The sequence below is a fragment of the Flavobacterium cheongpyeongense genome (assembly GCF_003202435.1).
GTDB lineage: Bacteria > Bacteroidota > Bacteroidia > Flavobacteriales > Flavobacteriaceae > Flavobacterium > Flavobacterium cheongpyeongense.
This window is the reverse complement of record NZ_QJHK01000030.1, coordinates 1-14974: the sequence shown is the minus strand read 5'-3', so window position 1 is coordinate 14974 and position 14974 is coordinate 1. Positions and strand designations below refer to the sequence as shown.

Below are 14974 nucleotides of genomic sequence, written 5' to 3'. Positions count from 1 at the left end.
TTTTTAAAAATTAACCTTAAGACCTACATTGTAAACCGACTGAATTGGATATCCTAAACCACTTCCGCCCATTTCAGGATCCCACATTTTGAAAGCGCTCCAAACGGCAAGATTACTTCCATTAACATAAATCCTAAAGTCTTGTACTCCAATTTTAGTATTAAAACCTTTAGGAGCATTGTACCCAATTTCGATAGATTTTAATCTTAAAAAAGAACCATCCCTCATCCACCAGGTTGATACCTGATTGTTATTTTCAACAAATTTATCGCTCAGTCTTGGCCAGAAAGCATAGGAGTCTCTATTGTCCTCAGACCAGTGATCCTGTGCAATAACATTGAGTAAATTATTCTGATAGGTTAACTGTTTGTTATTATCATCATTTAAGACAAATGGGGCAATGTTTTCGGGATTAATAAAAAAAGAAGTTCTGGCTGCTCCTTGAAAAAATATACTGAAATCAAATTTTTTATAACCAATTGTACCTCCAAAACCATAAACAATTTCTGGTGTTGTAGGGTATCCTAAAGGAACCATATCGCTCGGAGAAATAACACCATCTCCATTAACATCGCGATATTTAATATCTCCTCCTGTGTAATCTCCAAATTGCGTTGGTGAATTATCAACTTCATTTTGATCTACAAACAACCGTTCTGCTATATAACCGTATGCCTGATTAAAATTCTGTCCCACTCTTGAACGATATTTCATATTTTCAGGAAAGTTAATCTCATCGAATACTAATACCTTATTGGTTGAAAACGTAAAATTTCCTCGTAATTCGGTATACCAATCCTGATTCAATTGTTTATTAAAAGTAACAGCTAAGTCCAGTCCTTTACTTTCAATTTCTCCAAAATTAGTTGACGGCTGTGAAGTAAGTCCCATTGTCGCACCTATATTGCTTCTTGTCTGAAGAATATTGGTGCGATGTTGTTTATAAATATCAACAACAAAATTTAAGGCGTTAAAAAATTGCATGTCTAATCCTAAATTGATTTGCCTAGATTCTTCCCATCCAATATTTTCATTAGCATAACGGGCAATATAAACTCCAGGCTGATAATAACTGTATTGTTCTCCAAAAGCTGCCCCATAATTGTTATCTCCAATCCTTACATCGGATAAGTAAAAGAAACGTTGATCAATATTTCCAATCTGATCATTACCTACTAAACCATAAGTGGAGCGTATTTTAAAATTAGTTACGATATCTTTAATAGGTTCCCAAAACTTTTCATTAGAAATATTATAAGCTAAACCAACTGAAGGGAAAAAGCCATAACGATGTCCATCAGCAAATCGTTCAGAACCATTATATCCAAAATTAAATTCGGCAAGATATCTATTATCATATCCATAAGTAAATCTTCCTGAAATTCCAAGATTTCTCGATGGCAAAGAACTTTCCAGAGAGCCTGCATTTCCTTGCTCATAACTAGACATCAAACTGGTCACCATACCTGTTACGGCATGTTTATCATTAAAAGTTCTATTATAATTAATGGTTGCCTGAACATAGATGCGGGAATCCAATAGTTTGGTTCCCTGCGCATAATCTAAATATTCTGTGCCTGTAGGTTTTGCGGTCCCTTGGTCTCCATCATTCAATGCTTCCAACGCAAGTTCTCCCGTTTCCGGGCTTATGTAAGATTTATAATAAAAAGGATTGTATTTTCTGGCAACGTCAAAATAAGAATATCTTCTTATATAAGCCATTGCATTAGCACTAAGTCCGGGTGTCAGAGCTTTTAAATCCTGCTGCAATTCAAGTTGAGTCTGGATTGTTGAAGCTTTAGAAACCTGATAACCTTTTACCATTTGAGCATAAGGATTTACCAACAAATAACCAGATGTTCCTCCTGACAAAGCTCCACCAAATAAAGGATGTTCAACATAAGGTAAATAACTGGAAGGGTATACTTTAGCAAATGCAACCGGATTAGACCACATGGTAAGGTTAAAAATATTTGCACCGCCATCTATGGGTCCATTATAATCATCAAACTGACCATAAAAACGAATAATTGCTTTTGTTGTTGGCGTTAATGACATATCGACATTTGACCGCATGGAGTAATTCCTTAATTTAATATTACTATTAAAATCATTCATACCGTCAACTTTCAAAACCCCATTGTCTACATTATAGGTACCAGCAACATAGTATCTTGCTTTTTCTCCACCTCCACTAACATTCAGATTATATCCCTGATTAATGGTATATGGCTTGATTAATTCATCAATCCAGTTGTTACTTGGGTACAAATAAGGGTCGTCTCCGGCGGCAGTTCTTGCAATTTTATTTTGATTGTAAATGTCCCCTCGTTCCGGATTTCGGGTTCTAACGGCTTCATTAGCTAATTTCATATAAGTGATATTGTCTGCAAAATCGAAATTTTTGGTATTAGAGGACACTCTTGATTCGACTCTAAAATTAAATTTCGTAACACCATTTTTCCCCATCTTTGTAGTAACCAGCACAACACCATTAGCACCTCGGGCTCCATAAACAGCAGCAGCAGCAGCATCCTTCAATACCGAAAAGCTGTCTATGTCATCCGGTTGCAAACGTGCCAAATCATTTGTGGTAGATTCTATCCCGTCAACTAATATCAAGGGATTAGAGGCACCTGAACCAAAAGTTCCTAAACCCCGAATAAAGAAATTCGCATTATCTTTTCCTGGCTCACCACTTCTTTGATAAGCAATCAAACCCGAAACCCTTCCTGCCAACATAGTGGTTAAGTTACTTGTAGGTCCTTTAAGCTCTTTTGGTTTGATTGTCGTAATAGAACTCACCATACTGGCTTTTTTCTGAGTTCCAAAACCAACGATAACAACTTCTTTAAGACTATTATCGGTTGCAGTTAATTTTACATTTATAACACTTTCATTACCCACTTTTATTTCCTGAGTATTGTAACCTACAAATGAAAACACCAATATATTTTCATCCGAATCAATTTCAATGGAGTAATTACCGTCCATATCTGTAACTACAGATTTTCGGGTTCCTTTTATTATTACATTGGCGCCAGGTACTCCCATTCCTTCATCTGATGAAATGACTCTTCCTGTTATTAATCGTTTTTGTTGAAATATGTTTTCAACTGAAGATGGAAAACCCGGATTTTTCCACGCATAACTTGCATTTGTACTAAAGACTATCATTATAGCCATTAAAAATTCAATCCTGATCGTAAGAGACTGAATTAGATAGTTTTTTTTCATTTTGGTTTGGTTAAAGGTTAGTAAAATTGCTGACAACTTTTAGTTGTCAAGTTTTTTCATTATTAGTTGTTTTTTAGGATTATTATAAGTGTGTTTTATACATTTTTAAAATTGGATAAATTTTTTTAGCCGCTTAAACAGATCAATAAAAGAAATACTAAAGCAATGATATATTTCTAAAATGATTTTTAATTTAATAAAGCTATGCGCCAAAAACTGGATATGGTATTGGGATTTCTATAACATTCTCTTTATCAGCTTGGTTTGCTAATAAAATATAAATGTCTTATATAGTTTTTTTGACTGTGTATTTTTGTTTATTGTAAAATAAATGTAAAATGAAAGATTCAAGGGGGGGTAAATTGGTAAAAAATAATGGTCAAATTTGAAATTACATTCTTTTTTGGTTAAAAAACAATCTAATTAATAAAATTAACCAGCTTTAATTAATGTGATCGTTAAATTTTAACAAAACAGTGGTATCTTTGATTATGGTTTAGAAAATTACTTATACAATAGTGATTAGACTTGAATAACTATATTTAAATACCAGTCACAGTAAACCTGATTTTGTGTTTTATTTTAACAACTGCGCTACCTTGTGTAGTTTTAAAATGGTTTTAGTATTGCCTAAATGTTACCTTATTGTTCTTTCAATCGTAGACAAACGGATAGTGATTATGGAGCAAAAACACTATATTAAATGGTTTACTTTTACAGTATTTGTAAGTTTTTAATGCTTAATAAAAATATTGTTTAAAAATTAACTAAAAAATAATGGTTTTTTTGCTTATTATTTAATTGATTTGTAACAAAAATAAAATTCAGACCACTAACAGTCTAATTCTTTAAATCATTTATTATGTATAAAAATATGATGAAATCAGTTATGGCTGCATCCATTTTCTTTTTGGGTGTTAGCAGCTGTTTTGCACAAGACATCTTAGTTAATTCACTAAAGCTGAACGCAAGTGATAAAAGCAAAGAAAATTTTAAATTCACTGAGGTAATTAATTTGGGTACTACTTCAGTAAAACTGCAGGGCTCATCAGGCACTTGCTGGAGTTATTCTACAAATTCTTTTTTAGAGTCTGAGATGATACGTTTAGGAAAGCAGCCGGTTGAATTGTCTCAAATTTTTTCAGCAAGAAATGTATATGTTGAAAAAGGGAAGAATTATGTACGCATGCACGGTGCTGTTACTTTAGGTGATGGAGGATCTTTGCATGATGTAATAAACATGTATAAAAAATACGGAACGGTTCCAAGGGAAGTTTATACAGGGCTAAATTATGGAACAGATAAAAACAAATTTGCTGAAATGGCTGCGCTTATTGAAGGTGTATTAACCGCTGTTGTGAAAAATCCAAATGGTGAATTGACACCAAGCTGGGAAAAAGCTTATGCTGCTGTTATCGATTCTTATTTAGGAAAAGTTCCGGATAATTTTGCTTACAAAGGCAAAAATTATACGCCTCAAAGTTTTGCAAAAGAAGTTGTAGGTATTAATCCTGATGAATATGTAGAGATGTCATCATTTACCAGTGCTCCTTATTACCAAAAAACACTTTTGGCTGTGCCGGATAACTGGTCATTTGATCAGGTTTATAATGTAAAAGTAAATGATATGACTGATGTTATTGATAATGCTTTAAAGAGAGGCTATACAGTAGCATGGGCGACTGATGTGAGTGAGAAAAGTTTTAGCTGGAAAAATGGTGTTGCATATGTTTCTACTAAAAAATATGATGACATGACCGCCGAAGAAAAGGCTGATATGTTTAATGGACCAAAAACAGAGCCTGAAATTACTGCAGAAATGCGTCAGGCAGCTTTTGATAATTACCAAACGACAGACGATCACGGAATGCACATTATTGGTCTGGCAAAAGATCAGACAGGAAAAGAATACTATATTGTGAAAAATTCATGGGGAGAAACAAATGATTATAAGGGTTTCTTGTTTGTTACTAAAAATTTCGTAAAATATAAAACAACCGCCTTAATGGTTAATAAAGGAGGAATTCCAGCCGAGATTGCAAAAAAACTTGGAGTTTGATTTCTATGAAATATTTAATTATCCCGACAATACTTACAAAAAATGTGTTTTTGAGATTGTCGGGATTTTCATTTTAGCAATGTAAATTAGATTAGTAAGTTAATTGTTTATAGAAGATCATTTTCTATATTTTTGTAATTACAAGATTAAATAATTTAAAAAATGAGAACATTTGTTATAGGTGACATTCACGGGGGCTTACTCGCACTTGAGCAAGTGATGCAAAAAGCTGAAGTTACTGAAAAAGACACCCTGATATTTCTTGGGGATTATGTTGATGGCTGGAGTCAATCGCCGCAAGTAATCGATTATTTGATTGATCTGCAAAGTAAGCAGAATTGTATTTGTATCAGAGGAAATCATGACGAGCTATTGTTAGAATGGCTTAAAAATGCAAAAAATAATGAACTTTGGTATCAGCATGGAGGAGAGGCTACCGTTCTGGCGTATGAAAAATTAAATAAGGGAGAAAAGCAGGTACATATAAAATTTTTGGAGTCACTTGAGGATTATCATCTTGATGAACAAAATCGTTTATTTGTTCATGCAGGTTTTACAAATTTGAATGGTGTTGGTTATGAATACTTTCCAAAATTATTTTACTGGGACAGAACCTTGTGGGAAACAGCACTTTCGTTAGATTCTGGAATAAAAAAAGAGGATTTGTATTATCCGAAAAGATTTACCTTGTATAAAGAAATTTTTATTGGTCATACACCAGTTAGTCGTATCGGGGAAACAGTTCCTGTAAATAAAGCATGTGTCTGGAATATTGATACCGGAGCCGCTTTCAAAGGGCCTTTGACAATAATGAACGTAGATACAAAAGAATTTTGGCAAAGTGATCCTTTAAACGAATTGTATTCTAATGAAAGAGGAAGAAATTAGAGTGTAAAACCTTATTTTTGTATAAAAATTGAAATTTATGAAAAAAGTTATAGTACTATTGTTTTTATTGTCATTTGGAATTATCCAGTCTCAACAAGCTTTTAAAGGAAAAGGAGATATAAAAGTAAATGTAGGTGCAAATATTCAGGATGGAGGATCAGGTATTCAGGGGTCAGTTGATTTTGGTTTGGCAGAAAATTTCTCGTACGGTTTTGTTGCTTCTTATTTATTGGGGGTAAATGATTATGGAGCTAATCAATATAGTAATAAAAAACCCGAGTTTAAAGATCGTTTCGATGCCAAATTCAGAATAAATGCTAATATTGGTAATGTTTTTAATATTGATGAAAAATTAGATATATATCCGGGTTTAAGTTTAGGTTTAAAAAATTTTGGAGGACATGTTGGAGGGCGATATCTTTTTACTGAAGGATTTGGTGTTTTTACGGAACTTGGATTCCCAATTGCTAAATATAATGATGATAATGATTTGTTTGACCATCTGAATAATCAGTTTACGTTTAGCCTGGGAGCTTCTTTTAATTTATAAGCTTGTAATAAGCAAAAAAAATCTTTTAATATGAGCGCTAATTTGAATTTTTCGAATTAGCGTTTTTTTATTCTAAAGCCTGCCGGATTGCCAGAAAGAGAGTAAAAGATAAATATATATAAGAATATTCTTTATGTAGATAATCTTTCTCAAATTTGGCTTCCTCAATCAAAAAGTTGGTTTTTTTTTAATGCCCTCCTAATATTTACAGGGGTTTTTATTTAAAGTAACTATATCGTTATAGTTGTGATAATGTTTTATTTTTAAGTTTATTTTTTCATTATATGTTTTTTTATTCTAAAATTTTTATCATTACAAGTATTTAATTACATTTGTGTAATCGATTACATTTGTTCTTTCTGAAATTTTATTAAACTATCTATTAAAACCACATCTATGAAGAAATTTTTACTTTTTATGGCTTTGCTTTTCATTTTTGTTCAGGCCGGAGCACAAACTATCACAAAATCGGCCGGATGGCTGGAATCTGCTTTTGTTGAATGGTCTCCAGTTGCAGGAGCAGAAAGTTACAACGTATATTATACAGGAGGTGGTGAAACGAACAAGAAAATTGACGAACCGCTTATTCGTAGTTATGGAACTTACTTTCGTGCTGATGTTCCGGGTCTGGCCGCAGGATCTTATACGCTTACAATAAAACCTGTAACAGCAAGTGTTGAAGGGACTGGCGCAACAACAGCTGTTTTGACTGTTTTGAGTCACGATCGTAATGGTTTTGCCTTCGATGGTGGGCGCATTCCGGGAGGTTATAATGCTGACGGAACACCTAAAAGCGGTGCTGTCATTCTTTATATTACTCAGAATACAAAGAATACAATTTCGATAAATATTACAGGAGCTAGTGCAAATCCTTGCGTTGGCCTGCAAAATATTTTGTACGGTATTAAAAAAGGAAAAGATACGCGTCCTTTTATCATTCGATTAATCGGAAATATTACAGACATGACAGTGATGGAAGGTGGTGATATTACAATTGAAAATAATAATAATGCCAGCAGTTATCTTACCTTGGAGGGTGTAGGGAATGATGCTGTTGTCAACGGGATGGGAGTTCGTCTTAAATCAGCTTCTAATGTTGAAGTTCGTAATCTCGGATTTATGAACTGTAACAGTATAGCAGGAGATAACATTGGAATGCAGCAGGATAATGACCATATTTGGATTCACAATAATGACTTGTTTTATGGAAACGCTGGTAGTGATGCTGATCAGATTAAAGGGGATGGTGCGTTGGATAATAAAAACTCAACTTATATCACATTGTCTTACAACCACTTTTGGGATAGTGGGAAAGCAAGTCTTTTGGGGCTAAGTGAGGGTACTACAACAGGACTTTATATTACTTATCACCACAACTGGTTTGACCACTCTGACTCGCGTCATCCACGCGTTCGTTATTACTCTGCTCATATTTATAATAATTATTTTGACGGGAATGCTAAATATGGTTCAGGTTCAACTCTGGGGTCTTCTTTATTTATAGAAGGGAATTATTATCGCAACAGTAAAAATCCTATGATGATTTCATTACAGGGTACTGATATCTGGGATTCAGTAAATCAGGTAAATAATGCAGGTACAATGGGGACGTTTTCAGGTGAAGCCGGGGGCAGCATTAAAGCGTTTAACAATACATTTGATGTTGATATTGCAACGAATAGTATGCGTTTTGTGGCTTATGGAGATACTAATCCTTCTTATAACATTTCCGGAAAAATTAATTCTACTACTGATTTCGATGCTTATTTGGCTACAACAAGGGGAGAAGTTGTTCCTAATACAGTTGTTTCAAAATCCGGCGCTAATACCTACAATAATTTCGATACAAACGCAGCTTTATATGTAAAAAATTTAGTAATTGATTCACCTGCTGATGCAAAAACAAAAGTAATGCAATATGCTGGCCGTGTTTCTGGAGGTGATTTAAAATGGAATTTTGATAATTCAGTTGATGATAAGTCTTCCCTTGTAATTACAGCTTTAAAAGCAGCTCTTACCAACTATATTTCATCGATGGTTGCCGTTCAGGGCGAGGTTGTCGCACCAGGTAATCAAACCCTGGTTGCTACTAGTAACAATAATAATCAGACAGTATCCAGTGGTACTGCAATAACCAATATTGTGTTTACCTGGGGGGGAGATGCTACAGATGCGACAGTAGCCGGATTGCCAAATGGAATTACAGCAACTAAAAACACTGCTGCTAAGACATTAACCCTGTCAGGAACTCCAACAGAGACTATGGAGTATACTGTAACTACTACTGGTAGCACTGGAACTTCGGCTTCAGATTCAGGAACAATTACAATATTGCCTCCAAGCAGTCAGGTACTTACTTCTGTCAGTAACAACAACAACCAAACAATCATAGTTGGTTCAGCTATAGTTCCTATAGTATTGACCTGGAGCGGGGATGCTACGGATGTTGATGTTAGTGGATTGTCTGCTGGTCTTACTGCGACAAAAGATCTTCTGGCAAAAACTGTTACAATATCTGGTACACCAACAGCTACTGGTTCTGCTACTTTTACAGCGATTACTTCGGGTAATGCTGGAACACCGGTTGCTGCATCGGGAACCATTACCGTTAATGCTGTTGTTTCAGGAAGTCAAATACATAATTTTACCTTATCTGGAACATCCAGTACTTTCTATACGATAACAGGTTCGCTTTCAACCACCAAGGGAACTGTTAGTTATGATGGATTAACATTGACGCAGTGTTTAAAAATGGAATCTAGTACAAGTGTTGTTTATACAACCACTCAGGTAAGTACATTGACTTTAGTTTTTGTAGAAGCAGCTCCTACAATTAAATTTGATAATGTAAATTACACGGGCTCAGGAGGAATTATAACTTTGACTGTTCCGGCAGGAAGTCATACGATTGCTAAATATAATGTTGCAAATTTATTCTATATTAAAACATCTTATGCAACATTGGGCTTAGGAGGTAATGTTGAAGCTTCAAAATTAGCGATATATCCAAATCCGGTTTCAGATACATTGTATATTTCTTCGGATGATCAAAAAGTAGAAAATGTTTTAATTTATAATATGTCTGGCGTAGTAGTGAAAAATGATTTAAATCGCACGGAATCTGTAGATGTAAGTAATCTTCCTAAAGGAAATTATTTAGTGAGGGTAACTACAGATCAGGGTACTGCAACAAAGAAAATTATCAAAAAATAATGAAATATCAAATTTTAGAAAGGGCTTCCATTTTTGGGAGCTTTTTTTATTGTTATTAGGTGTGTTTTAGATTAGTAAGAAGTAGTTTTGGTTTGATTTTCAGCTTGTTGATTAAAAAAAAGAAGTCTTTTTCTTGTAAAAAATTAAATATTTAATATGTTAATTTCATAAAGCAATAAACGATGTGTTTAGGTTAATTTATGTTAAATCCAATTGTTAGATATGATCTGATGCTTCGTAAAATAAGGGAATTTCAAACATGTGTAATTTATTACATTTAGTGCAACAAATTACATTTTAATTATTTTAATTGTGTTTATTTTAAGTAATGTGTTTTTTTATTGTAAAAATATTATGAATAATTAAATTTTGTATATTTTTGCGTAATCGATTACATTTTTATGTGTCGATAGAATAAAAACCACTTTTAAATGAACTATCAATTAACCAAAACCACAAAATGAGAAAAAAACTATTTTTATTGACCGTTTTGTTTGTTTCAATGCAAACATGGTCACAGCAAATTAATGAAGCAGCCGGATGGCTGGAATCGGCTTATGTAAAATGGCAGCCCGTCAGTAATGCCCAAACGTACAATGTTTATTATACCGGAAATGGTTTTACAAACCAAAAAATTGACAATCAGTTAATCCGCAGTTATGGTTCTTATTATCGTGCCGATATTCCAGGTCTTAAGGCAGGAACTTATACAGTAAAAGTTAAACCGGTTATTTCAGGTATTGAAGGAGCAGGTTCTACCACAAGTACATTAACCGTTTTAGCTCATGATCGTAATGGTTTTGCCTTTGATGGCGGTCGCATTCCGGGAGGTTATAAGGCTGATGGGACACCAAAGGATAATGCAGTAATACTTTACATTACGCAGAATACTAAAAACACAATTTCAATGGACATTACAGGAGCTAGTGCCAATCCGTGTGTAGGGCTTCAAAATATTTTATATGCTATTAAAAAAGGTAAAGATACCCGTCCGTTTATTATTCGTCTGTTAGGAAATATTACAGATATGTCTGTTATGGAAGGCGGTGATGTCGTAATTGAAAATAATAATAATGCTTCAAGTTATGTCACTTTTGAAGGTGTTGGTAATGATGCCGTTGCTAATGGTTGGGGAGTGCGACTTAAATCGGCATCAAATATTGAAGTTAGCAATATCGGATTTATGAATTGTAATAGTACTGCCGGAGATAATGTAGGAATGCAGCAGGATAACGATCATATTTGGGTTCATAACTGTGATCTTTTTTATGGTGACGCAGGTAGTGATGCCGATCAGATCAAAGGAGATGGTGCATTAGATAATAAATCATCTACTTATATTACATTGTCCTACAATCATTTTTGGGACAACGGAAAAGCCAGCCTTTTAGGTTTGAGTGAAGGAACAACAACGGGTTTGTATATTACCTATCATCACAACTGGTTTGATCATTCTGATTCGCGTCATCCTCGTGTTCGTTATTATTCTGCACATATTTATAACAACTATTATGATGGAAATTCAAAATACGGAGCCGGATCTACATTAGGTTCATCTTTATTTATTGAAGGAAATGTTTTCCGAAATTGTAAATATCCAATGCTAACTTCAAAACAAGGAACAGATATTTTTTATGACTCTACGGGTACTTTTTCTGGTGAAGCAGGAGGAAGTATCAAAGCATTTAATAATACCATGACAGGTCAGACACGTTATGTTCCGTACCATACAGCTAATAATCCTGTTGAGTTTGATGCTATTGAAGCGGCTACCAGAGGAGAAATTATTAGCAGCAGTATTAAATCAAAATTGGGAGGTAATAGCTATAATAACTTTGATACCAATGCGGCGTTATATGTTAAAAATCTGGTTATCGATCAGCCGGCAGCAGCACAAAGTAAAGTAATGCAATATTCCGGTCGTGTTTCGGGAGGTGACTTAAAATGGACTTTTGATAATTCAGTTGATGATACCTCTTCAAACGTGATTACGGCATTAAAATCGGCGCTTACGAATTATACCGGAACATTAGTTTCAGTACAGGGTGAAACTAGTGTGGTAAGTAATCAGACTCTTTCTTCAACTTCTAATAACAACCAAACTGTAACAAGCGGAACGGCGATTGATTCAATTGTCTTCACTTGGGGAGGCAGTGCAACAGATGCTACGGTAACAGGATTACCGGCATCAGGCATTACTTTTGTAAAAAATACAACTTCTAAAACCATTACTATTACTGGAACTCCAACGGCAACAGTTTCTTATTCTATTGCTACCACCGGCACCGGTACAGCTGCGACTGGATCGGGAACGATTACAGTAACAACGGCAAGCGCTCAAACACTTACTTCAACTACGAATAATAATCAAACTGTTACCAGTGGAACAGCAATTAGTTCAATTGTTTTTACCTGGGGAGGCAGTGCAACAGATGCTACGGTAACAGGATTACCAGCATCAGGCATTACTTTTGTAAAAAATACAACAGCTAAAACGATTACGATTACAGGAACGCCAACAGCAACGGTATCTTATTCTATCGTTACAACCGGAAGCGGAACAGCAGCAACCGGATCAGGAACCATTACAGTTACGGGTACAGTAGCAGGAAACCAGATTCATAATTTTACAACATCCGGAAAAACAAGTACATTTTACACCATTACCGGAAATATGAATTCGACTGCAGGTTCTGTAGCATATGCCGGACTAACATTGACAGCTCGTTTAAAAATAGAGTCCAGTACCTCTATTACATACACCACGACAGCTGCTTCAACACTAACATTGGTATTTGATTCTAATTTTGCAGGAACAATAAAAGTGAATAATGTATCTTATACTGCTGTTTCTGGAATTGTTACGGTATCCCTTCCAGCCGGAGCAAATACGATAACAAAAGGTTCTGTTGCAAATCTGTATTACATCAGTACAGCCTATAATACTACAGCGCGCGTGTCTACAAATATTTCATTAGAAGAAGATGTGGCTTCTACAAAACTGACCTTATATCCAAATCCGGTTTCTGGTGAATTGAATATTGATTCAGATAAAGCGATTCAAAAAGTCGAAGTTTATAATTTAACAGGATCATTACTAAATGCATATCAGGGAAACAATGCAAGTATTGACATGAGTAATCTTGCTAATGGAACCTATTTGGTAAAAGTACACACAGCGAGTAGTGTTACAACAAAAATTATCATTAAGAAATAATACCCAATTAACTAAATATTATTTTAAAAGTAAAAGGCTTCCAAAAATTCGGAAGCCTTTTATGATTTATTCAATAGTTACAAATCAAATTTAATTCCCTGTGCTAAAGGCAAATTCGTAGTATAATTAATGGTATTGGTCTGGCGTCTCATATAGATTTTCCAGGCATCAGAACCCGATTCCCTTCCGCCGCCGGTTTCTTTTTCTCCTCCAAAAGCACCGCCAATTTCAGCTCCCGAAGTACCAATATTCACATTGGCAATTCCGCAATCAGAACCTGTAACAGACAAAAATCGTTCTGCTTCACGCAAATTATTGGTCATAATTGCTGATGATAGTCCCTGTGCTACTCCGTTTTGAAGCGCTATTGCATTGTCAACTTCTCCCGAATATTTAATCAGATACAAAACAGGTGCAAAAGTTTCATGTTGTACTATTTCAAATGAATTTTGAGCTTCGGCAATAGCAGGTTTTACGTAACAGCCGCTTTCATAACCATCACCAGAAAGTATTCCTCCTTCTACTATAATTGTGCCGCCTTCAGCAACTACGCTGCTTAAAGCTTTCGCATACATTTCGACAGCATGAATATCAATCAGCGGTCCCACATGATTGTTTTCGTCAAGCGGATTACCAATTCGTAATTGTTTATAAGCAACAACCAGTGCTTCTTTTACTCTATCATAAATACTTTCGTGAATAATCAATCTTCGGGTTGAGGTACAGCGCTGTCCAGCGGTACCAACAGCTCCAAAGACAGCTCCGATAACAGTCATTTTAATATCGGCATCCGGGGTTACAATAATGGCATTGTTTCCTCCTAATTCTAACAGTGATTTTCCCAAACGTCCGGCAACAGCCTGAGCCACTATTTTCCCCATTCGGGTTGAACCGGTTGCAGAAATCAAAGGAATTCTGGTATCAGCAGTCATTAATTCACCAATGCTAAAATCACCATTTATTAAACATGAAATACCCTCCGGTAAATTATTTTCTTTAATAACCTGGGCGATTATATTTTGACAGGCAATTCCGCAAAGAGGTGTTTTTTCAGAAGGTTTCCAAACACAAACATCACCAGAGATCCAGGCCAAAGCCGTATTCCAGGCCCAAACAGCTACAGGGAAATTAAAAGCCGAAATGATTCCGACAATTCCTAATGAATGATATTGTTCGTACATACGATGCCCGGGTCTTTCAGAGTGCATCGTTAAACCGTGTAGCTGACGTGACAAACCAACTGCAAAATCACAGATATCAATCATTTCCTGTACTTCTCCGTAGCCTTCCTGTAATGATTTCCCCATTTCATAAGAAACTAATTTTCCCAGCGCTTCTTTGTTTTGGCGTAATTTTTCTCCAAACTGCCGCACAATTTCTCCACGTTGTGGTGCGGGAATTAAACGAAATGTTTTAAAAGCTTCCTTTGCAGACTGCATTACTTTTTCGTAATCTTCAACAGTTGACATTTTTACAGAAGCTATTAATTTACCGTCAACAGGCGAGTAGCTATCTAAAATTTCTCCTGATGAAAAATTTTCTAAACCCGTTGAGGTTCCTTCATTTATAAATTTGATGTCCAACTTTTCTAGGGCTTCATTTATTCCAAATTGTGATGCTATTGTTGTCATTTTAACTTTTTTAATTAAAATTGTTATATTTTTATGTAAAGATATTATTTCGAATCATTGTTGTCCGATAAATAATTTCGTTTTGTTAAATATTGTATATTTTTAGATACTTAACGAGGTTCTATCTTGCTTTAGCTTGTTTTTTAGTATTGTCATTAGAATTCAATAAATGGAAAATA

At 34.9% G+C, this 14974-nt stretch carries 7 protein-coding genes; 5 read left to right on the top strand and 2 right to left on the bottom strand.

The window, feature by feature from the left end; translation table 11 throughout:
• Positions 1–3: 3 nt before the first annotated feature.
• Complete coding sequence (locus DMB65_RS20810; protein ID WP_110308554.1) at positions 4–3237, bottom strand: SusC/RagA family TonB-linked outer membrane protein; 3234 nt, start codon at positions 3235–3237, stop codon at positions 4–6.
• A gap of 862 nt (positions 3238–4099) precedes the next feature.
• On the opposite strand from DMB65_RS20810, the gene DMB65_RS20805 reads away from it, so the two are divergent.
• From DMB65_RS20805 to DMB65_RS20785, 5 genes are all read left to right on the top strand, one after another.
• Positions 4100–5296: a C1 family peptidase gene (locus DMB65_RS20805; protein WP_110308553.1), complete on the top strand. Its 1197-nt coding sequence runs from the start codon at positions 4100–4102 to the stop codon at positions 5294–5296.
• A gap of 162 nt (positions 5297–5458) precedes the next feature.
• Entirely contained in the window at positions 5459–6184 is a 726-nt protein-coding gene (locus DMB65_RS20800) for a metallophosphoesterase family protein (protein ID WP_110308552.1), read from the top strand.
• A gap of 37 nt (positions 6185–6221) precedes the next feature.
• Positions 6222–6734 (top strand): DUF6646 family protein, encoded by a 513-nt coding sequence (locus tag DMB65_RS20795; RefSeq protein ID WP_110308551.1) that lies wholly within the window; start codon positions 6222–6224, stop codon positions 6732–6734.
• 396 nt (positions 6735–7130) lie between these two features.
• A complete protein-coding gene (locus DMB65_RS20790) occupies positions 7131–9947 on the top strand; it encodes a pectate lyase family protein (RefSeq protein WP_110308550.1) in 2817 nt (938 codons plus the stop codon).
• Positions 9948–10407: 460 nt separating this feature from the next.
• The gene (locus DMB65_RS20785; RefSeq protein ID WP_110308549.1) at positions 10408–13164 is read left to right on the top strand and encodes a pectate lyase family protein; all 2757 of its coding nucleotides are present in this window, start codon (positions 10408–10410) and stop codon (positions 13162–13164) included.
• Positions 13165–13241: 77 nt separating this feature from the next.
• On the opposite strand, the gene amaB is transcribed toward DMB65_RS20785, so the two are convergent.
• Positions 13242–14795 (bottom strand): L-piperidine-6-carboxylate dehydrogenase, encoded by a 1554-nt coding sequence (gene amaB, locus DMB65_RS20780; RefSeq protein ID WP_110308548.1) that lies wholly within the window; start codon positions 14793–14795, stop codon positions 13242–13244.
• Between the last annotated feature and the right edge of the window lie 179 nt (positions 14796–14974).